The following is a 22,119-nucleotide window of genomic DNA, read 5'->3' as shown; positions in this document are numbered from 1 at the left end:
ACTCAAACAGAAGGTATCGAAGCACATGCGTATGCTGCAACGGAAGCCACATCGTGTCCGCAAATATTTTAAGCACGAGAAAATTCGTTATGCCGCATAACAGATACCAAAATCCGCCGGGTTAATAGCAGACAACGTAACCGCAACCCTTGTCTCGCTGGCGGTAATCACCAGCCTAAAAGTTAAGGCCAGAAAACGACTTAAATATGCGACGTTGGTTGTCTTTGCGGTGAACAGCGGCGGGGTATCGCTGATCACCGGCGACGTAACCACGCTCATGATCTTCTTAGCGGGTAAAGTAAGTATTGGCAGCCTCTTATTGCTGATACTGCCCTCGGCCTTCGGTGTTCTGGTTCTCGCCATACTCTTGTCGCTACGCATGAATCGCCGAGTGTATTTTGATACCGAAATCAGACACATCGACAGCAAAGACAAAGTCATCGCGCTGATCTTCCTCGTCACCATAATCAGCACACTTCTGCTCAACGTCATGTTCCAAGTACCGCCGGTACTAACCTTTCTGTTCGGACTCAGCACCATGTTTCTGATTGCACATCTGATGCTGCGCCAAGAATCTAACCGGAATGTACTGAACTATATTCGCGAAATCGAATTCGACACCCTGTTATTCTTCCTCGGCGTACTGTTAATTGTCGGGGTTCTGAAAGAAGTCGGTGTTCTGAACAAGCTAACAGCGCTCTACCAATTTATGCCCGCAGAGCTAGCCAACTATGTACTCGGCATCAGCTCCGCACTTATCGACAATGTTCCCCTCACCGCCGCACTCTTAAAAGCCAATATCGACATGGGTCCGGCAGGCTGGCTTGCCGTAACCTACTCCACCGGCGTCGGCGGCTCGCTACTTGTGATAGGTTCTGCAGCGGGCATTATCGCCATGAGCAAGGTGAAGGAACTCAATTTCATCTCTTATGGGTCGATGTTTGCCTACCTGCTGCTCGCCTACTCCATTGGCTACTGGCTCAGTGTTTGGGTAGGCGGGCGGTTACTTACCCCCTGAGTATTAGCTTGCCTGAAGTCGTCATATAAAGTACTGCATTTATCGCCGACCATGATCGGCAATAATTTTGCTCAATTGGTGGCGGCGGCCTCATAACCTCTCGCCGTCACCTATTCAATTACTCCTGTTCGCCGCCCTGATCTAAGGCCCGTATAATGATGATTCCATCTGCGAACCAACATTAGTAACAATGCCGAAACCCGATTCCGACACACGCACTCTCAAGCGGGCCTCGCTTAGCGAGCCGCTGTATTACCTTGAGAACTTTCGCACTGTTATCGATTGGGTAATACGGCATCACCGCGATCTGTTACTTGATGAAGAATGGGAACAGTTGGAGGCTTTGTTGCAGCTTCCAGAAAGCAGCCAAGCTTTACTTGCGCGAATGGTGATGCGCAAAGGGGATATTTTCAGGTTTGATGGTTTGAACTATGACGAAATCGCCTCGATAGAAACCGCGCTCCAGCATTTGCATACGGCAGACTTAGTTGAGTTAAACCCGCACATTGACCTGCATGAGCTTTATCAGCTTTGCCGACGGGCTGAGCTGATGGAGGTATTAGCCGCCGTAGGTGCGCAGCCACCGAAATCTGCACGCAAACCAGACTTGTTTACCTTACTTGAAATACATACTGGCGACTGCCTGCCCCAAGCCATAAATGACTGGTGGCCGGATACAGAGATTCAACTTGTTGCATTGCGCTGCGCGGAGCTAATGACCCGCGTGCGATTAATGTTCTTCGGCAACCTTCACCAAGATTGGTCTGAGTTCGTGCTGGCGGAGTTGGGGCATCAGGTTTATGAACGGGTAGAATTCATTCCCAGCTCGCGTGCTTTTCAGCACAGGGAAGAGCTTGATCAATATCTTGCGATTTATCACTGCTACGCACTGTTTGCCGACGAAACACCGATTGCCGACATTTTGCCTCACTGCCCAAAGCTACTCAGCAACCCTTGGCTAGAGCACCGGCGCCAGCGCATGCTTTACCAATTAGCACATGGGGCTGAGCGTAATGGGGAGCAAGATATTGCCGTATTGCTCTATCAACAGAATCCGCTAGATGAAGCACAGGTTCGGTACTTCCGGCTTCAGGAAAAGAACAGCACCGACGCCACGAGTTTACTAAATGAACTAGAGCAGTCGAGCACCGCACTGAGAAGACCAGAATCGCAGCTTCACCTTTCGCGGGTTGCCCATCGTCTGCGTCGCAAGAGCGGCTTAGCGAGCGCAATGCCGAAGAAATACACAATTCCAACCGACAAATTAACGCTGATAAATACCGGCCACCGCGTTGAGTTGGTGGTTTTAAACACACTCACCGAGCAGCATGACCTAAGCGGTTTTTACTCAGAAAACACGTTATTTACCGGACTATTTGCCCTGCTGTTCTGGCCAGTATTATTCGAACCATTGCCCGGCGCATTTTTTCATCCCTTTCAATCCGGGCCAGCGGATTTATTCAGGCCGGATTTTGTCGAGCGACGTAAAACCAAAATTTGTCAGCACTTACTTACGCTGGATAACGGAGAATACCAGTCACTAATCAAACAGTGCTGGCGGGAAAAATACGGCACCGCGTGCACATTAATTCACTGGCCCTCGCTAAGTGAAGAACTGTTAGAGCTTGCCCTAGCGATCATTCCCGCCGAACAATTGAAGGTGGTTTTTAATCATTTACTGAGTGACCTTCGCCACCACCGCAAAGGTATGCCCGATCTTATTCTCTTTGATCAGAAAACAGCGGCCTATCAATTAGTAGAAGTAAAAGGCCCCGGCGATAGATTGCAAGATCACCAACGCCTGTGGATTGAGAAAATGCTGGAGGCTGGGCTTCCCGTATCCGTCGCCGAAATCACCTGGGACGCAACGCCATGATGCACGTCTCGGTAAAGTCCTTGTGCGAGTTCGCTGCGCGAACCGGCAGCTTGGAGTTTCGCTATACACCAGCACCCACCCCCGAAGAGGGCATCATGGGGCATATCACGGTGCAACAACGCCGTCCTGATCCCTATGTTGCCGAGTACGCGCTAAAAGGAATTTGCGAAGGCTTAGAAGTCAGCGGTCGTGTCGATGGTTACTTTGCCAATCAGCAAGACTGCTTTCTGGAAGAAATTAAAACCCATCGCGGCAATGTGGCGCGCATTGGCCCCGGCCGCCGTGCAATGCATTGGGCGCAGTTAAAAGTGTATGGCGCGCTATTTTGCCAGCGCGATAAGCGCGACAGCGTCGCTCTGCGCTTGACGTACTTTGAAGTCCGCGACGAGACAGAAACGCCAGACGATGAAACATTCAGCGCAGAAACACTGTCGGCCTTTCTGAGCGAATTATGCAGCCGTTATGTTACGTGGGCAGAAAACGAAGCCATGCATCGTCAACGTCGCGACCGGTCACTGCTTAAATTGACCTTCCCACACGATGGCTACCGAACGGGGCAACACGCGCTATCTACGGCGGTGTATCGCGGTGCAAAAAATGCGGTTCCGCTATTACTACAAGCGCCGACCGGCATTGGTAAAACCGTCGGGGTTTTATTCCCGGCCATGCGCGCCATGCCCGACACCGGCTTGGATCGATTGTTTTTTCTAACCTGCAGAAACACCGGCCGTAAATTAGGCTTGGATGGGCTGCGAACGATATTGGCAAAGCAAACAGACACCGTGCCGATACGCATTCTTGAATTGTCCTCCCGCGAGGCGGCGTGTGATCATCCCGACAACGCCTGCCATGGCGACTCCTGCCCATTGGCAAATGGCTTTTTTGATTGTCTCCCCGCCGCGCGCGAGGACGCGGTTAAAGAAGCCTTTCTAGACCACGCCGCACTGAGACGAATAGCCGGACGCCATGACATTTGCCGCTATTTTCTTGCACAGGAAATGGCGCGCTGGAGCGATATTGTTGTTGGCGATGTGAATCATTATTACGATCACTTTGCCTTGCTTTACAGCCTGACGCGTCAGAATGAATGGCGGGTAATGCCGCTGGTGGATGAGGCTCACAATCTTATCGATCGAGCGCGCGGCATGTACAGCATGGAGCTTAGCGAAGCGGAAATGCTATACACCATTCGCAAAGCCCCCAGCCCGCTGCTTAAACCATTGTCGGATCTTGAAAACGCATGGGAGTTGCTGGTCGCGCAATTTCTCCGCGATGAGAACGACGACAACAATCGTCATTATTTTCTGCCCAGCGTACCCGAAGATTTAAATTCCGCGCTCTACAGTTTGATCGCGGCTATTACCGATTACCTTAGTGATCACCCGGCAGCAGCCGATGTACAACATGTATTGTTTACTGCAATGGGCTTTCTGAGATTGGCAGACAGCTTTGACGACCATTCGCTTTGCACGCTGGAATTTGAAGTGATGCCGACGACGCAGCGCGCAAAGCCGGGCAGCGCCAAACTCCGTATCGACAACCTAATTCCCGCTGATCATTTGAAAGCGCGCTTTAGCGACGCGCTTAGCACCGTGTTGTTCTCTGCTACGCTGTCGCCTCCGGAATATCATCGGGATTTACTCGGCGTACCGGAGAGCGCCAAATTTGAAGATATAGAAAGTCCCTTCCAGCGCGAGCAAATTGACCTTCGCGTGATTACCAATATCAGCACCCGCCAACAACAACGGCTGAATTCACTCATCCCCATTTCAGAACGCATCGCCGCGCAATTCACGCTCAAACCCGGCAACTATTTGGTCTACCTCAGTAGCTTCGATTACCTCAACACCCTCAATGAGCAACTAAGCCGACTTCATCCAAACATACGCTCGTTAAAGCAACTACCGGGCATGACCCCAATGGCCCGCGAGCAATTTATTGCCGATGTCAGCGACGACACGCCCAGCGTCGGATTTGCGGTATTGGGCGGCGTATTCGCCGAGGGTATCGATTTACCGGGTGATAAACTCATTGGTGTTTTTGTGGCCACGCTGGGGCTACCACCTCACGATGAAATTCATGAAGTGTTGCGCGAACGGTTAGAGAAACGCTACGGCAATGGCTATGCCTATACCTATCTTTACCCCGGCCTTCAGAAGGTTGTGCAAGCCGCCGGTAGGCTAATTCGCACACCAGAAGATAGCGGCGTGATTGAGCTGATTGACGACCGTTTCAACAGAAGAGAAATTCGCGAACTGCTGCCGAAGTGGTGGGCACTTTAAGGCCTCACCACCGATACCGCGATAGATTTAAACTGCGGCGTGTGCGACCGCGGATCGCACAGTCTAGAGCTGAGAATATTGGCCTCTGGATAATAGGTGGCTACGCAACCTTTTGGCAGGTTAAACAGTTTCACCTCTACACCCGCCATCTTTCCGTAGTCTGATTCCAAATCAACTTTATCGCCCTCGGCAACACCGAGCTCCAGCGCATCTTGCTGATTAAGTAATACGGTCCAACGATGACTCACGCCGCGATAACTATCGGCCTCTTCATAAATAATAGAGTTAAACTGACCCTCGCTACGCAAGGTCATCATCGTGAACGGACGAACACCTTGATCAGCTGTGTCGATAGCTTTTGGCAGTACAAAGTGCGCTTTACCGTCTTTGGTTTTAAATTCTGGCAAATGTTTTATACGTCCACTAACGTAAAACTCTTGCTGCGCCACACCTATATCGGCAAGGGCTTCTAAACCCGGAATAACTTTCGCAATTGCCTCGCGCACTTTTTTATGGCGTTTAAATTCGGCAAAATCTATGGCGCCATCCGGCAATAATCGCGCAGCGATGTCTGCCAATATCGCCACTTCCGAGCGTACCGACGCAATACGTTCTATACCGCCGTCACTCAGCCGCACGTAATTAAACATCGACTCCTGAGTGGTTGGCTCCGGCTCTTCGTCTCTGGCGCAAACCGGCAAAACCAATGATTCGCCAGCATCCACGCCGGTGACATGGCCACGATTTAGAGTGGTAGTTAAAAAGATTTTAAACGGGATATTATCTAAGGCCTTAGCCGCCCAACGACTATCGGGCGTAGCCTCGTATAAATTGCCACCCATCATTAGCGCCGCGTCGATGCCGCCATTAATGGCGCATTCCAGCGATTCCAAAGTATGCATTCCTTTTTGGGTCGGCAGTTGAACATTGAAAGACGATTCAATGCGGCTAAACACCTCTGCCGACAACACCGGTTTTACGCCTATGGTGCCGATGCCCTGCACATTGCTGTGCCCACGCAGCGGTAACAAACCTGCACCAACTTTACCGACCATGCCGCGAAGCAGAGCAAGATTACTAATCCACTCAATATTGTCGACACCGTGTCGGTGATGGGTCATGCCCATGCCCCAGGCAAAAATTGCCTTTTGTGAGGCAATATAGGCGTCCGCTACTTGATTCACTTGTTCGCGACTAATGCCGCAATCGTCCAATAACACTTGCCAAGATTGTGCTTGCAAATGAGTTTGAAAATCGTCAAAACCAACACAGTATTGATCAATAAAATCTGGTGTAGCGCCACCTTTCTCGATCACCGCCTTAGCAATGGCCGTGAACAAGGCGATGTCACTACCGGTTTTCGGCTGCAAATAAATACTTGCGACTTCATCGCCGCCTTTCACCATGGAGCTAATCATCTTCGGTGCCGCAAACTGGACTAGGCCAGCTTCCCGCATGGGATTAATCACCACCACCGTGCCGCCTCGGCGGCGCAGTCCAATTAGCTTATGTAATAGTCGCGGATGATTAGACGCGGGGTTTGCACCAATTAAAAAGAATAAATCGCAGCTGGCAATATCACTCAGCTCGACGGTAGACGTGCCGGTTCCAATGGTATTTTTTAAAGCTTCGCCAGTGGCCTGATGACAATAGAAGGAACAGTTGCTGATATTGTTAGTGCCGTATAGGCGGGCCATTAACTGCAATAAAAAGCCAGCTTCGTTAGAGGAGCGCCCTGAACTATAGAAGAAACTGCGATTTGGTTTTACGCTTGCCAAGCCTTGCGCGGCGCGAGCCATCGCCCAATCCCAATCAACCTCTCGATATCTGTTTTCTCCAGCGGCCTTGTATATAGGATTGCCCAGACGGCCTAGATGCTCTAGCTCGTATGCGGAAAGCGCACGAAACTCTTCTAAGGTATGAGAAAACAACTCCTTAGGAATTAGGGCCTGAATATCCGTCGACTGCGCCTGAATACTTTTATTACACACAGAGGGAAACTCATTCAACTCATTCGTCATCCCGCCGCGCTGACCGCCCATGCCCAGACCGCATGCCTTACAGGCATTTTTCGCATTTAAGGCCTTGGCCGAATTAAGAAGTCCGATCTTTCGGGCGGTATTCAGGGTATACAAGACCTTCTTTGGCCCACCACCGATGACTTTTTTCAATGCACCCTCCGCATATCAACAACTGCACCTAGATTAAACTCGCTTACCTCAAAACAAGCCCCGCCCAATATAACGCGTCAATACATATAGGTAACGGCTTTTCTCCGCTTATCACGCCTTCTAATAAGTATTAAAAGGTTTCTAGCGCAATCATTTGGCCGAAGTGTTAAACCAATCCCAAAAATGCATCTAGATCCATTACTAAAAAGTTACAAATAGCGACATTTGTGCAGTAGCATGATAGCTTAACCAAGGAATCTAACGATTTCCCAAAGCGGGACTCAGACCACAGCAATAAAAATCTTGGCTCGCTGAACGCATTTACGACATCAAACCACCCATTACTCGGTAGACTAAGAATGAATATCCAACTTTCAGTTCTGACTATAGGTTTCGCTGCCCTTCTATCGGCCTGCGGTGGTTCTAGTTCATCCAGCTCTGGCAATGGCGGCGGCCAAGACGTCACCAGCGAAACGCCTGTCACTCGATTTGACATGGCAAATGGTTGCTATGCATTGCAATCTGAGCAGACCGAGAAGTATGTTGTGGCTAATAACAGCGGCTTCGGCAGCAGCGCGATAAGTGCTGCGGCGGGCGATGCATTTTTTATGCAGCCCGCTACGCTGGGTAAATACTTGTTTTATACCAATGATCGCAAACTTCTGACCGCACAGGGCGGGCCGGTGAGCGGTGAAAGCAGTGCCAGCGACGCGGCAATTTGGACCATTGATTTAGTAGATGGTAGCGACAGCTTTACTATCGTGTCCGACAGCACGGCGCAAACCATGCAAGTAGATGAAAGCGGCCAGCTCATTACCGCAGAAAATGCTAGCGGCCCAGCCACTCAGTTTACCTTTGCACCTACCACTAATTGCACTAGCTATCCAGAAATGCCCACCGCCGTGAGCGGCGAAACCTTCAAAGGTAACGGCGTCGACAAACCGCTGATTGGCTTTGCCGATGTTCATACCCATATGGGCATGTCGAGCGAGATGTCCTACGCCGGAGACGTTGGCCCCTCAGCCGGTGGGGTGCTGTACGGCGAAGTCATCAACCGTTTTGGCGTTGACCATGCGTTAGAGAACTGCCAAGACTTTCACGGCCCCAACGGGATTCGCGACGGTAACAACGTACTCAATATGACACCGACCGAAACTCACGAAACAAAAGGCTGGCCTACCTTTGTGGACTGGCCACGTCGAGATTATCTAACCCACCAAGTGATGTACTACAAATGGGTTGAGCGCGCCTATCAAGCAGGTCTGCGCTTAATGGTAAACCATGGCACCAATATCAAGGCGCTGTGCGATGTGGGTAAAACGATCTCAGGCAAACCCAACTCTGACTGCGAAGATATGAGTGTTGCAGTAAAACAGGTCAAGTATCTGTATGACGTGCAAGACTATGTAGACGCCCAAAGTGGCGGCCCCGGCAAAGGCTGGTATCGGGTTGTTAAAAGCCCACAAGAAGCGCGGGAAGTCATCAACGACGGCAAAATGGCTGTGGTACTTGGCGTGGAAGTTGCGCAGGTATTCGACTGCGGCGTGACAATTTTGCCCGGCGGTATGGAACAGCGCAATTGCGATAAAGCGCAGATAGACGCAGAAATTCAAGAGCTATGGGATCTTGGCGTACGCCATGTTTATCCCTTCCATGATATAGACAGTTCACTAGGCGGCGCCGGTATTTTCAGTGGCGACGTGATCAACTTCTTAAACTTTATCGATACCAAAGCATTTTGGAAAACGACTGAGTGTCGTGACTACCCAGTAGACGAACCCTCGGTTCGCACCCCAGGTACCGAAATGACCACCGCCATTCCCGGCAGTGGTAGCGACCCACTCACGCAAGCGCTCTTCGACGCCACCGGCGGTCTTACACCATTATATCCGCCAGGCAAACGCTGCAATGCACGCACCGTCACTGACTTAGGCGAATACGCGCTACGCGCCTTAATGGCACGAGGCATGGTGATTGATATTGATCACGCGGCCTACCATAGCAAAGATATCATGCTAGACATTGCCGACGAGCAAACGCCAGCCTACCCGCTAGCCTCATCCCACGATGCCCACGGCGGCTTAACCAGCGACCAAGTGGTACGCATGTTGAAGAACGGTGGCACGGTTTATCCATACAAAGGCAACGGCATAAAACACAAAGAATTTCTGGAAAAATTAAAATTCTGGCGCGCCAAAGCGGGCATTAGCGATAGCGACCAAATTCTTGGATTGGGTTACGGTGCAGACGCCAACGGTTTTGGTGGCCACCCCGGTCCACGCGGTGGCGACTCGGAGCCGGTTCAGTACCCTATCACACTGTTTAGCGGAGACGACTGGGGACCACAATTTGCGAACTTCTCTCCCGTCACCGTAAATATGTTGGTCATTCCAGAAAGCGGCAAATACTGGCATATTGACGAGACCGGCATGTCTCACTACGGCCTAGTCGCAGACTTTGTTGAAGAAGTTAGGCTTGAAGGCGGGAAAGAAGCCCTCGATGCGCTGTACAATTCCGCCGAAGCCTACGTACAAATGTGGGAGCGTGCCTACAACCGCAACGGAAACTAAAATAATGCGTCGTAACCTGACTTTTCTAATTTTAACCGTCGCCGTTCTCGCCGGCCTATGGCTGGCGATGAAACCCGATACTGCCCCAGCAAACAATGCCGAAATCGTCGCTCAGACACAAACGGTTAACTTTGACATAGTCAGCGGCAGCACGCCGGAGCCACAAATCATTCGACTCAAAATCGGTGATACTGCTCAGCTAAACTTTGTCAGCGACACCGATGCTGCCGTCCACGTACACGGCGTTGACATGCACATTCCATTGAGCGCAGGCATAAAAGAACAACGTGAATTTGTCGCCACACAAACCGGACGATTCTCGCTGGAAGTTCACGACACAGAAATGCAGCTCGGCACGATTGAAGTTTACCCACGCTAATGCCCCGCAAAGAGCCTCTCTTTGTTCTGCTAGCTAGTGCCGCCTCCAGTCAAAGCTTTGCTCATTCCTTTGGCGAACCCTACAAACTCCCCATGCCCTATTGGATGTATATCTATGGGGCAATGGCGGCGCTGGTTTTATCATTTTTAATTCTGGGGTATTTCTACAAAACCGAGCAAGCCAAACGTCCGGCACGGCAACGCGTCTTTGCTGCTGATAAATTCCAGCGGGTCGCACAAAATCTGAAGTTAATTACCTTACTTAAAATTTTATTACTATTCTGTTTTTGCCTTGCCATAGTGACGGGATTTGTCGGTAATCAAGACCGTTACCGCAATTTTAATATGACCTTTTTCTGGATTAGCTTTGCGCTCGGCGCGGGTTATTTAAGTGCAGTATTTGGCAATTGGTACGATTACCTCAACAGCTGGAAATTTATTTTCTCGCCATTCAACAAATTTGCCGAAGGTCGCTATACCTACCCCAGCCAACTATCTTATTGGCCAGCCGTCGCACTGTATATGGCTTTTATCATTTTGGAATTGTTTGGTAACACGCGGCCATTTTCTCTATCTATTATTTTAATTAGCTATACCGTCATCAATGTTGCAGCCGTCTACCTGTATGGCATAAATGCGTGGTTTCGTTACGGTGAATTGTTCTCGGTTATGTTCCGGCTTATCGCAAAAATGTCGCCCATTCACTACCAATTTCATTTAGACGGAAAGCTTCGCATTACTCTACGCCTCCCCTTCAGCGGCTTACTACTAGAACGCATTGAACACCGCAGCCTGCTGGTATTTATCTTATTCATGTTGTCGTCTACCGCCTACGACGGCCTGCGCGAAACCAGTCTTTGGTTCAATATATTCTGGAAAGACCCTTTCCACATTTTAGAACCCTTACTTGGCCAGCACCCGCTCTATGCCTATGTCATATTGCGGCCATGGTATATCGGCTTTGAAACCGTCTGCTTGCTCCTATCGCCGTTTCTCTACCTCGGCCTATTTTCATTTTTTTTATGGCTGGGAAAAATTCTAACTCGCAGCGAGTTAAGCGTGACCGAGCTATCACTGCGCTTTGGCTATAGCCTACTGCCCATAGCACTGGTCTATCACATCACCCATTACTTCACACTGGTGCTCAGCCAAGGTTTAAAATTACGCGGATTATTTTCAGACCCCTTCGGCTGGGGATGGGATATCTTCGGCACTGCAATTAGCGGCAGAATCCCGATACTGCCAAACATGGGCTTTATCTGGAATAGCCAAGTCTGGCTTATTTTAATAGGCCACGTTGCCAGTGTTTACCTAGCCCACGCGGAAGCGCTACGGAGCTTTCCAAACCAGAGGCAAGCAAGTATCAGCCAACTCCCCATGTTACTACTGATGGTGATTTTTACCGGCGTTGGCCTGTGGATTCTTGCTCAACCTTTGCAGGGCTGAGCAAATGTGTACTAACAACTCGCTATTAGCGGTCGCAGAGATGTTTTTCGTCGGCATGCCTTACCCAGCTAAACTCTCACTGCTATTATGCGCATTATATACGCATTACCTATGCAACCATTTAACGGAGTCTGGTGGGTGGTCTATTCGCCGACAAGCACAGAAACTTCTAATGAAGTAATTCGACCTATACGAAAATTCAAATCCCGAAAGTCGCCGAACATATCCCTTTTTTGTTGAAGTGCAAACTGGCCTACTTGACCAGTTAAATAGCCGCGTAGTTATTCCGAGAACGCTTGCACAAATTGCAAGATCTTTCCCCGAGAATCTGTGTTCAGTCATTGAAATAGGCAATAAAAAATAGGCGTTTCTCCCCCATCAAATCACAATCGTCTAGGCATCTTTCTTAGTAAAGGGGAAAAGCTCCTTACTTCTGAACAGCGACGAAATAATTTCAGCATTCGATTTTTTAGTGACGGGAATTTAAGGCGGCAGTAGCGAAATTTCAACTCTCGAAGAAATAAAAATAGTACTGCTACTCTACGCCAAATTAATACTATTTTCGTCGACCATTAGAAGAGGCACCAACCACCAACGACTTCGACATCGCTGACGGTCGGCGTTCATAGAAGCGTTTAATTCTATCGTGTCAGATAAAGTTTGAATAACTACAAATCAATTTAGCTAGGCAACCAAACTTCATCCAAGGGTTTACGCGGAGATGGAAATTCCTTTTCTTGTAAACCTTGATCAAGCTGGGAAACGTCGCCTTTTTTGCCAATCGTAAAGCCGACTACCACTTCATGCTGCTCGGCATCTAGGCCAAGGTGTTCCAAAATATCAGTGTGTTTGATCCCTGCCATACCGTGGGTATACAAACCTTCTTGTCTAGCTTGCAAGGTCATCGCCATCCATGCCGCGCCGCAATCTAAGGCATAACTTGGATTGGGTTTGCCATTATGTTCAAAGTGCTTTTTGGCAACGATAAAGCCCAGCACAGAAGCGTCTTTGGCCCAGCTTTGGTTTCCTTCCAGTAGCAAATTAAGGAACGCTGCAAAACGGTCTGCGTTGCTGCTCGCGTTTGCGGTATAAAAGCGCCAGGGCTGAGCGTTAAAGCAAGATGGTGACCAGCGAGCGGCGTCGATAAGGCGCGCTACGGTCGCATCATCTATCTCAGCATTAGCAAACGCACGTGGCGACCAGCGCTCATAAAATAGTGCAGATACGCCGTCTAGTGGGTCACGATTTGATGAGGGGTGAGACATATTTCAACTCCATAATTTTTAAATAAAATAAATTTTCTGCTAATCGTACAATATAACAACGCCGACGGGATTACTCCCCGTCGGCGCATTTGGCACTGCTAGTTCTTTTCTTCTGGCGGCAAGTCAAACCACAGCGCCTCGAAGTTATCGCTCTTGGCGAGAGCATCAAACTGTGTTTTTTCATACACACCAAGCCCATCTCCAGCGACTAGCAGTTGATCATCGAGCTGTGCGCTACCGGAAACCACATGCAAATACCCAACACGTCCCTTATTCAACGATAGTCGCGCACTTTCATTCTGCTCTAAACGCAGGCGATAAATCGATGCGTCTTGATGCATCATTAATGAACCGTCGCATCCATCTGGGGTTACCAATGGCGTTAAGGTCTTACTTTGCGGTATGTGTGCCTGCTCATATTCGGGCTTGATGCCCTTCACATTGGGCTGCACCCAAATTTGCAAGAATCGTAACTTCTCCGTCGTCGAAGCATTAAATTCTGAATGCGTCACGCCGCTACCGGCACTCATGCGCTGAACTTCGCCAGCGGGAACGGTGTATCGGTGCCCCATACTGTCGACATGGGCGATACTACCCTCTAAGACGTAAGAGATAATTTCCATGTCGCGATGCCCGTGGGTGCCAAAACCTGCGCCTTCGGCCACCGTGTCATCATTAACCACCCGCAGGGCAGACACGCCCATATGCTTGGGGTCGTAGTAACTACCAAAGGAAAAACTGTGGTGGCTGTCTAGCCAGCCGAAATTCGCATGACCGCGTTGCTCTGCTGCTCGGTAATAGTTCACGTCGTTCTCCTGTTAGCTTCATTTCACTAAGGAACAGTGTAAAGCCAGAAAACCTGTGCGAAAATTTGAAAAAATGGCTCATAACATTCGATTTTTTCGAACAATCCTATTTGTCAGCTGATAACTGTAGATGCTGAGTTTGAAAACGAAGCTCCCCCATAAACGAACGCGCAGCAGGGCCGAGCTGATCTGGATCTTTATAGTTGAGATAGAAACTAACATGCCTATCAAACGCGGAGGGGATAGGCAGTCTAACCAGGCTACCCGCTGCTATTTTATCGCTAATTTCAGATTCTGGCAGCCAAGCAAAGCCCAAGCCACGGCACACTAAATCAATGGAAGAGCGCATATGGCTGACGGTCCAACGCTGATCGGCACCCAACCAACCTGCATCATGTTGACTGCCTAGCGCTGAGTCTCGCACGACAATTTGGCGGTAGGCCTTGAGGTCTTCAACCGCTAACTGCCGCCCCCTATTTAATAGCGGATGATTTGGACTCGCCACAGCGATAAAACACATTTGGCAGATTTCTTCGTTCAAACCATTCGCTAAACGCATCGGCGAAATAGCGACGACCACCTTACCCTGTTCGACTAGTTCATTGGCGCCGCTAAGTACGGTTTCGCGCAACTCGATTCGAAGAAAGGGGAATTCGGCAGAGACGGTTTCTAATACTTGATAAAGTTCGGCCTGCGGAAAAGCCTCATCAACAGCGATGTCGAGCCTAGACTCAACACCCATACTCAGACTTTTCGCCACCGCCTCCATTTTTTCGGCTTCGTCGATAAGGTAATTCGCGCGCCGCAGCATTAACTGGCCCGCTGGGGTAAGCACTGCTTTGCGACCCTGCACTTCTAACAAAGTAACGCCAAGAGATTCTTCTAACTTATGCACCGCGTGGTGAATAGTAGTTTGGCTTTTGTGGACGACCTGCGACGCTTGATGAAATCCACCGTGATCTACGACAGCTTTAAACATACGCCATTGCTCGAAGGTGGTTTTCAAACCCATGCAGATCTCCTTAACATCGCAACAAACTCCGTCCAAACTCTACGCCCACACAAAGCCTAGGCATGCGTAAGATCTACGCTTTTACAAAACGTAGAGTATCGCTGTTTTTAAGAATGAACATAAGCCGAGTTTGGCCAGAACGACGGAGAACTTAGATGAATTTTAAAACACGGCGGAATCATCGCGCGGGATAAGAAATCCACACTGACTCCCACAACTGCCGACACTAGTTTGCTCGGCGGCTTGGGAGCACCAATGTGTTAATTGCCGGAATTATTTTTTAGGCGAAATATGCATGGATATTTCCGCGTCAAACACCACTTTACCAACCGCGTTTTTTACTTCAACTTTGACGGGCACTGCGCCTTTTTCGCCGACGACAATCTCACGCAAAGTAGCATAACCGCGTAATTCCCCCTTTGCCGACCCCAAGTAACGAACAGTCATGCCTGCGGGAATCCAGCGCATACCGGCTGGCATTGAGGCTTCGCTAACAACACCAGCGGCGAACTCTGCCAAATTGCATAGGGCAATCGCATGAACGCTACCAATGTGGTTGTGAATGGCGCGGCGCTCTTTAATGCGCACCACGGCATAGCCAGTTTCCAGCTCTTCAAACACGGGTTTAATGGTTGCAAAGTAAGGGGCTTTAAAACACACGCCCTTAGAGAATAGTTGCTTACCGCCGGGATAAGCAGACAGCTTGCGCCAAAGTTTTAACGTCGGATTCATGATAGCCCCTCTCAATAGTGAGAGAACACTAGCACGGCGCCAAACCTAAACCATTGACTAAAAAACTCAGGTTTACAGTGCTCGCGGTCAATTATCGCCAACGACCCGGCTTGCTCACCCACACCCAGACACCGCTCAGCGCTAATAGCAGCAGTAAAATTGCCGCAATATCGGTCAGGATTACGCCGACAGGGCCAAACAAGCGGCCGCTGTGTAAATCTAATAAAACGCGTTCCCAGTTCACGCCGTTGCCGCGATGCGCGCTCAACCATAACTCGCGCAAGGCCAATGGCGCCTCTGCTTGGTCAGCCCAATCTACATCTTGAATTGGATTATTGAGCGCGGTAAAAGTTAAAAGAGTGGGATCAAACTGAATAGTCGCCGTGCTTGTTTGCAGGTATATATTGTTACCGTTCGCCGCTATCGCACCCACCGCTGGCGGCAGACCTAAAGACTCACTAATATCATCAAGACGGGCGCCTTGATGATTAAACATTTGAAGTCGGGCTTCGCATAAAACCAGCCAATCATCAGCTTGCTTGACTGCGCCTAACAAGGGCCCATCGCAACTGCCAATGTCATTTTCGTTTAAGTACAACGTCACGCCAGATTGAGCCAGCCACTCATTCTGATGTCGAAAGCTGCGAAGTTCCGGCTCGGAAATGCCGTAGTAATTTAGCAGCCACGTTTGCTGAACAAAGGATTTATCTAAGCCCCAAGACGCACTGTGATTAATCGCAATGCCGGTCACTACCAGCATCACTATAAATGCCAAAAGCACAACGCCAAGACGACGATGCCACCTAAGCAACAGCATTCTAAAAAAACGAAATGGGCTCACAACTTATTCCGTAGCAGCAATATCAGCCGAACGTTGTACCGCACTTGCTAAGATAAGTGCAACTTGGGTGACATGCTTTACCGCGCGCACAGACAAGGTTGCGCCGGTAATGCCATCGATGTGTGTACTAAGAAGATCGTCTTTATTTAGAGCGACATTATTGAACTGGCGAGTAAAGAAAGGGTGACGAACTTCCCAGCCCCGACTCTCTCTGAACGCTAAAATTTCAACGCGCTTAACGGCCATAGATTGGCCATCGACCACAACGCCAATAGTAATTGGCATCTCTTTACCGATTTCTTCCAGTATCCATGCGGTGTCGTCGTTAACAGACCAATAACGCACACGCAACAGAGGAAAGTCTCGACCATTGAGTGCTTTAATGCGTTCTTTTACATCAGCTGGCAACCAATAAACCGACGGACTAGGTTCGGCGTCACCCTCAAATGACAACTGCAGAAACTCGTCTACCGTCAGATACTGCCCCGCCACGTCAGTGTTTCCGGCACTAGCGAAAACAAGACTTGGGAGCATAAACGACAGCAGAAACACAAAGATCACGGCAGGCGCACACCTGCCGTGATCTTGTTGACTGCGGCGAAAAGCCACTAATTAAAAGCTCCAGCCTAAGCCTAGATTAACCGCATCGCCATTGGCATTCACTTGGTCAGCTACGTCGGCCTTAATTACTACTGTAGGCGTTAACCAATAATTAATACCGGCATCAAACTGCTCGATTTCAGTATCGGCAGCACTGTTTGCAAGGTTGTCCCATTGGCTTTGGCGAACAAACACACCGAGTTTTGGCGTGATCTTGTAAGACGCTTCAATGTAGCTACCTTCCTGCTGATCACTTCCGTTAGCAGCAAACGTTGCGCCATCGATATCCCATTCAGCCATTAACGCGGTCAAGGTTAAGTTCGCAATTTGATAGCGCGCATGTAATTCATAAAACGTCGCTTCGCCTTCTGCTGCCGCACCCTGTGTTACATCCGCTTGGTACTGATAGGTCGCACTCAACTCAAGACCGGAAATCGCGTTGTAAACCAAGCGACCGGTATAGGCCAAATCTTCTGCTGTGGCTTTAGCCGACTTTTGACGACCACCGCGCACGGCGCCATTGCCTGTTGGGTCAATTGCCAAACCACTGTGCACCGCAAGGTTGTAATTAAAGCCCGGCAAAATCTCGCCACTCACCATGGCACCCGTTTCCCACCATGTTGCGGGAATAATCGCGCTTTCGACGCTATTGCGCTCTACGCCGTAAAAGGTATCAGGCTCGTGGGTTTCGTTAATGATGCCAACTGGGATCAAAAATTGACCCATGGTTAACGTCTGGCCCTGGCTAAAGTCCCATGCGATGTAGGCTTGTTCAAGCTCAAGTTCACCCGGGCCACTGCCATCGCTGGTGTCTTCAACAAAACCGTGTTCAATCTCTACTTCTGAAAAGAAACGCACGGTGTCGCTAAATTGATGACCCACATAGAGTACAAAACGATGCGCATCTACTTGGTCATCTTTATTCTTAAAGTGATTAAAATGGTGTTCGCCATAACCGCCAATGGTCGTGCGGCTAGCCCAGTTGGCCACGGTAGCAGTTTTTTCAACGGCGTCTGCGGTGGCGTTAATTTTACTGTCCGCGACTTTTTGATCGGCCTTTAAACGTTCAATCTCTTTTTGCTGCTGCTGAATGATCTGCCACATTTCTTCTTGGCTCGGTGCAGATGCTGCGCTCACGGCCAATGGCAACGCGCTAATCGCCAACGCTAATGCGGTTTTCTTCATGTTTCTCTCTCCAACTCGACATTGTGATTTCGAAAATCACTTATTTTGTTTTTGTGGCCATGCACCCCAAACACACAGCGGACGGAATGCTAGCAAATACGAAGTCGAATGAAAAGCATTCTTATTTACATTCACTAAAGCGAAAAAAAACCCAGAGGCAACACCACTGGGCTTTTTAGAAACGAAGACTTACATTATTCGGCGGCGGTTTGCGCTGCAGAGGTTTCTTGCACCAAGGTTTTTAATTCGCCGCTTTCGTGCATTTCACAAATAATGTCGCAGCCGCCAACAAGCTCGCCGGCAACCCACAGCTGTGGGAAGGTTGGCCAATTTGCAAACTCAGGCATTTTTGCGCGGATATCTGGATTAGACAAAATATCCACAAACGCAAAACGCTCGCCGCACTCCATCAATGCTTGCGAAGCCCGCGCAGAAAAACCGCACTGCGGTTGATTTGGAGAGCCTTTCATATAAAGAATGATGGGATTAGTCGTAATTTGCTGTTTGATTGCTTCAATAGTGTCCATGGACCACCTGTCTGTCGGATAACGGTGATAAGGCCAGATTCACGGGGCACTTATCCGGGGATTGTTGTCGCCATTCTAGCAATATTGCGGACAAAAGTAATGGTTCACGACGGGAGAAGCGGAATGCATCGGATGTCGGGACGTCGGACGGAAGGGCCGCCGCTAACTAAGCCAGTGACACTGAATTACGCCGAGGACTGCTTTTGACTTTATCGTCAGTCATCCGACACCAGACCTCCAACGGTCTCAGCGCCTCCCATCTCCCGTCCAGCATTAAGCGCTCTGCCGATCGTCCGACTTCAGACCTCCGACGCTCTCCCCCAACCACCACCGCCGGGCGTTTCGATGGTAAGTACGTCGCCAACATTGGCATACATGCTGATCTTTGCGGGCAGGGGCTGACCGTTAAAAGCGTTACGTCCCGCCTGACCATCGTCGCCACCAGCCAAACCCCAGGGTGCAATGGAGCGACGTTCGGTTAGCAAGGTAAACTGAGTAGGCGCCAAAAACTCAAACTCCCTAATCACACCCTCTCCTCCAGCATGAAGCCCCTCACCACCGGATTGTTGGCGCAGTGCATATCTGCGCATGCGCAGGGGATAATGCATTTCTAAACTTTCAACCGGCGTATTAAGGGTATTGGTCATATGACTTTGCACAGCGTTCAAACCATTCCCGTCAGCGTGCGCCCCCATTCCCCCGGCGATTGTTTCGTAGTAATTCCACGTTTCTTTATCGCCGCGCGAATCCACTCGGCCACCCATAGCGACATTGTTCATGCTGCCTTGGCTTGCCGCCGGTATCAACGCAGGAACAGCCTGCGCTAAGGCGCCCAATACCGCATCGGTAATACGCATGGAGGTTTCTACGTTACCAGCCGCAACCGCAGCGGGGCGTTGCGCATTAAGCAAACAGCCACTTGGCGCCGTCAAACTGATGGACCGAAACAAGCCCATACAAACCGGCACCTCCGTCGGCATCAAACAGCGAAACACGTAATACACCGCCGCGGCGGCAACAGACAAAGGGCAATTTATATTGCCCGATACCTGCGCGGCAGTGCCGGCAAAATCCACCAGCACACCCTCTGCCGCTAATTCGATACTCACGACTATCGGCAAATTTGCATTGCCAAAGCCGTCGTCATCCATGTAGTCGGTAAAGTGATATCGACCTACAGGTAACTCTGCCAGTCGGCGCCGCGCGATCCCTTCGGCATAGTCCTGTACTTGCGCCACCGCCGCGTCAAATGGCAACGATAAACCCGAAATGACCTCACTTAGGCGCAGCAAGCCACTGCGATTAGCACTGACCTGCGCAATAAAATCGCCATGCTGGCCATCGCCAAACCACGTATTTAACAGCGCAGTATCTAGCACACCATTGCGCACCAAACAGGTCGGAGGAATGATCACCCCCTCCTCCTCCAAGTGCTGGGACAGCGGCATAGAACCCGGTGTCGACGAGCCGATATCTGCGTGATGCGCGCGGTTAGCTATAAAAGCGAGCAATTCGCCGCCATTATCAAAGAACGGCGCAATCACGGTAACGTCAGGTAAATGGGTGCCGCCCAAAAAGGGGTCATTAACAACAATCATGTCCCCTGAACGCCATTCGCAGGTGTTCACAATATCGGCCATGGCATAAGCCATACTGCCAAGATGCACGGGAATGTGAGCCGCCTGTGCGCACAAATTACCAGACGCATCGAAAATAGCGCAGGAAAAATCCAAGCGATCTTTGATATTTGGTGAGAACGCTGCGCGCTGGAGTACCGCGCCCATCTCTTCGCACACCGACTCCAACCGGCTCACGAACAGGCCGAGCTTTACCGGATCGAGCATGTGGGATTGAGACATAAATATACTCTTCAATTTTCTAGGTAGCCTTGCTGCTGCGCAACGCAAGCAAGATGACGATTGACGTCATTATCACTGATCGCATCAAGAGCGCCAAACCAACGCCACAGCAATCCATTAGGCGTGATTTAACGCCGACTAGCGCCTGACATCTTAGATTAGACAAAAGCTAAATTGTAATTTCGCTGCTCAGCCTATTAAATGAGCCTCTGACAATAATGAGAATACAATCATGACGAGCAATATTAATCTGCCACGCATTATGCGCATCGGCGCTGAAGCCAGCCGAATGCTGCCTGCCACGTTAAAGGAACTCGGCCTGTCTCGCCCACTTTTAGTCAGCGACGCCTTTATTGTTAGCCTTGGCTGGCTAGAGACCTTGGAGCAGCAACTCGATAAGGAGGGTATTTTCCACCGCCGTTTTACCGGCGTTGTGCCAGACCCAACCACCGACGCAATTTACGCAGGCCTAGCCGTACTGCGCGAAAACGATCACGATTGTGTCGTCGCGCTTGGCGGCGGCAGCACCATCGACAGCGCAAAAGCGATCGCCGCGATGGCGCGTCGCGATCAGCCCATTCGCCACTATAAAGTACCGCAAACTCTAGACGACGGCCTGCCCATTATTGCTATTCCCACCACCGCCGGCACCGGGTCAGAAACCACTCGCGTCGCCGTTATTACCGACACCGAAACCCAGGAAAAAATGCTGTGCATGGGCCTCGGGCTAATGCCGGTCGCAGCGCTGGTGGATTTTGAACTCACCATGACCATGCCCTTACGCCTCACTGCAGACACCGGCATTGATAGTCTATGCCATGCCTTAGAAGCCTATGTAAGCCGTAAGGCAAATCCCTTTACCGACACCATTGCACTGGCATCGATGAGCGCCATTGCCAAACATTTGCCCACTGCCTGCAAAGAACCGGACAACCGCGAGGCACGGGAAGCCATGATGCTCGCGGCGACCCAAGGCGGCATCGCCTTTTCCAACGCCTCGGTTACCCTTATTCACGGTATGAGCCGCCCAATAGGCGCGCTATTCCATGTTCCCCACGGTATGAGCAACGCCATGTTATTACCCGACATTAGCGCGTGGTCGATTAGCGGCGCACCCGCTCGCTACGCCACCTGTGCCCGCGCCATGCAACTCGCCCAGGCGAGCGATAGTGACGAATTAGCAAATCAGAAATTAGTAGCCGGACTACGCCAGCTTTGCGCAGACCTGCAAGTTCCGACACCGGCCAGCTTTGGTATTAGCAAAGCACAATGGCATGATGCGATTCCGACCATGGCCCAACAGGCGCTTGATTCTGGCTCCCCAAATAACAACCCACTCATTCCCGACGCCGCGCAAATCGCAAGTCTTTACCAAACCGTTTGGGGTAGCTGAGGGATTGTGGTAACTCACTATTGTGGCCACAACACAAACCATTGCAAATTGGGGGCTGAAAGGTAAGTCAATGCTCGCTACGATAATTGTTACGTTAAGCGTTTTTCCGGCCTTAAGGCCTAGAAATCCCGCGTAGTTCCTTATATTATTGAGAGTCT

The 22,119-nt window shown here is 50.2% G+C and carries 17 protein-coding genes and 1 pseudogene; 8 read left to right on the top strand and 10 right to left on the bottom strand.

Annotated features, from left to right (window positions below; genetic code table 11):
- The first annotated feature begins 103 nt into the window (after positions 1 to 103).
- From O9X78_RS06130 to O9X78_RS06120, 3 genes are all read left to right on the top strand, one after another.
- Complete coding sequence (locus tag O9X78_RS06130; protein WP_332108515.1) at positions 104 to 1,018, top strand: ArsB/NhaD family transporter; 915 nt, start codon at positions 104 to 106, stop codon at positions 1,016 to 1,018.
- A 190-nt stretch (positions 1,019 to 1,208) separates the two neighbouring features.
- On the top strand, positions 1,209 to 2,894 hold the full coding sequence (locus tag O9X78_RS06125; RefSeq protein ID WP_269618733.1) for a VRR-NUC domain-containing protein: 1,686 nt from the start codon (positions 1,209 to 1,211) through the stop codon (positions 2,892 to 2,894).
- Entirely contained in the window at positions 2,891 to 5,176 is a 2,286-nt protein-coding gene (locus O9X78_RS06120) for an ATP-dependent DNA helicase (protein ID WP_269618732.1), read from the top strand. Before O9X78_RS06125 ends, O9X78_RS06120 begins: the two co-directional genes overlap by 4 nt.
- Here the strand turns inward: O9X78_RS06120 and O9X78_RS06115 are convergent.
- Entirely contained in the window at positions 5,173 to 7,347 is a 2,175-nt protein-coding gene (locus O9X78_RS06115; RefSeq protein WP_269618731.1) for an FdhF/YdeP family oxidoreductase, read from the bottom strand. The genes O9X78_RS06120 and O9X78_RS06115 overlap by 4 nt on opposite strands.
- A 359-nt stretch (positions 7,348 to 7,706) precedes the next feature.
- Between O9X78_RS06115 and O9X78_RS06110 the strand changes: the two genes are divergently transcribed.
- The 4 genes and pseudogenes from O9X78_RS06110 to O9X78_RS20920 all read left to right on the top strand — a co-directional run.
- Positions 7,707 to 9,917 (top strand): peptidase M19, encoded by a 2,211-nt coding sequence (locus tag O9X78_RS06110; protein WP_269618730.1) that lies wholly within the window; start codon positions 7,707 to 7,709, stop codon positions 9,915 to 9,917.
- Positions 9,918 to 9,921: 4 nt separating this feature from the next.
- Positions 9,922 to 10,296 carry a hypothetical protein gene (locus tag O9X78_RS06105; protein WP_269618729.1) on the top strand — a complete coding sequence of 125 codons (375 nt, stop codon included), beginning with the start codon at positions 9,922 to 9,924 and terminating at the stop codon, positions 10,294 to 10,296.
- The gene (locus tag O9X78_RS06100; RefSeq protein WP_269618728.1) at positions 10,296 to 11,741 is read left to right on the top strand and encodes a hypothetical protein; all 1,446 of its coding nucleotides are present in this window, start codon (positions 10,296 to 10,298) and stop codon (positions 11,739 to 11,741) included. The genes O9X78_RS06105 and O9X78_RS06100 overlap by 1 nt, the downstream gene beginning before the upstream one ends.
- 193 nt (positions 11,742 to 11,934) lie before the next feature.
- Positions 11,935 to 12,105: pseudogene (locus O9X78_RS20920) on the top strand (CcdB family protein); the annotation flags it as partial.
- 316 nt (positions 12,106 to 12,421) lie between these two features.
- On the opposite strand, the gene O9X78_RS06095 reads toward O9X78_RS20920, so the two are convergent.
- From O9X78_RS06095 to O9X78_RS06055, 9 genes are all read right to left on the bottom strand, one after another.
- On the bottom strand, positions 12,422 to 13,006 hold the full coding sequence (locus O9X78_RS06095; protein ID WP_269618727.1) for a nitroreductase family protein: 585 nt from the start codon (positions 13,004 to 13,006) through the stop codon (positions 12,422 to 12,424).
- A 98-nt stretch (positions 13,007 to 13,104) separates the two neighbouring features.
- Positions 13,105 to 13,812 carry a pirin family protein gene (locus tag O9X78_RS06090; protein ID WP_269618726.1) on the bottom strand — a complete coding sequence of 236 codons (708 nt, stop codon included), beginning with the start codon at positions 13,810 to 13,812 and terminating at the stop codon, positions 13,105 to 13,107.
- A 106-nt stretch (positions 13,813 to 13,918) separates the two neighbouring features.
- A complete protein-coding gene (locus tag O9X78_RS06085) occupies positions 13,919 to 14,824 on the bottom strand; it encodes a LysR family transcriptional regulator (RefSeq protein WP_269618725.1) in 906 nt (301 codons plus the stop codon).
- Between the two features lie 273 nt (positions 14,825 to 15,097).
- Complete coding sequence (locus O9X78_RS06080) at positions 15,098 to 15,556, bottom strand: hotdog fold domain-containing protein (protein WP_269618724.1); 459 nt, start codon at positions 15,554 to 15,556, stop codon at positions 15,098 to 15,100.
- A gap of 91 nt (positions 15,557 to 15,647) precedes the next feature.
- Positions 15,648 to 16,397: a PepSY domain-containing protein gene (locus O9X78_RS06075; protein WP_269618723.1), complete on the bottom strand. Its 750-nt coding sequence runs from the start codon at positions 16,395 to 16,397 to the stop codon at positions 15,648 to 15,650.
- Between the two features lie 3 nt (positions 16,398 to 16,400).
- Positions 16,401 to 17,006, bottom strand: coding sequence for an FMN-binding protein (locus O9X78_RS06070; RefSeq protein ID WP_269618722.1), 606 nt, complete (start codon positions 17,004 to 17,006; stop codon positions 16,401 to 16,403).
- Positions 17,007 to 17,009: 3 nt separating this feature from the next.
- Positions 17,010 to 18,182, bottom strand: a complete 1,173-nt coding sequence (locus O9X78_RS06065) for a porin (RefSeq protein WP_269618721.1) — start codon at positions 18,180 to 18,182, stop codon at positions 17,010 to 17,012.
- Between the two features lie 194 nt (positions 18,183 to 18,376).
- On the bottom strand, positions 18,377 to 18,709 hold the full coding sequence (gene grxD / locus O9X78_RS06060) for a Grx4 family monothiol glutaredoxin (protein WP_269618720.1): 333 nt from the start codon (positions 18,707 to 18,709) through the stop codon (positions 18,377 to 18,379).
- Positions 18,710 to 19,008: 299 nt separating this feature from the next.
- Positions 19,009 to 20,568, bottom strand: a complete 1,560-nt coding sequence (locus tag O9X78_RS06055; RefSeq protein ID WP_269618719.1) for a hydantoinase B/oxoprolinase family protein — start codon at positions 20,566 to 20,568, stop codon at positions 19,009 to 19,011.
- A gap of 232 nt (positions 20,569 to 20,800) precedes the next feature.
- On the opposite strand from O9X78_RS06055, the gene O9X78_RS06050 reads away from it, so the two are divergent.
- The gene (locus O9X78_RS06050) at positions 20,801 to 21,961 is read left to right on the top strand and encodes an iron-containing alcohol dehydrogenase (RefSeq protein ID WP_269618718.1); all 1,161 of its coding nucleotides are present in this window, start codon (positions 20,801 to 20,803) and stop codon (positions 21,959 to 21,961) included.
- Positions 21,962 to 22,119: the final 158 nt, after the last annotated feature.

The organism is Zhongshania aquatica, from assembly GCF_027257955.1.
GTDB lineage: Bacteria > Pseudomonadota > Gammaproteobacteria > Pseudomonadales > Spongiibacteraceae > Spongiibacter > Spongiibacter aquatica.
The sequence above is the reverse complement of the archived record's forward strand: the minus strand, read 5'-3'. Positions and strand labels throughout refer to the sequence as shown.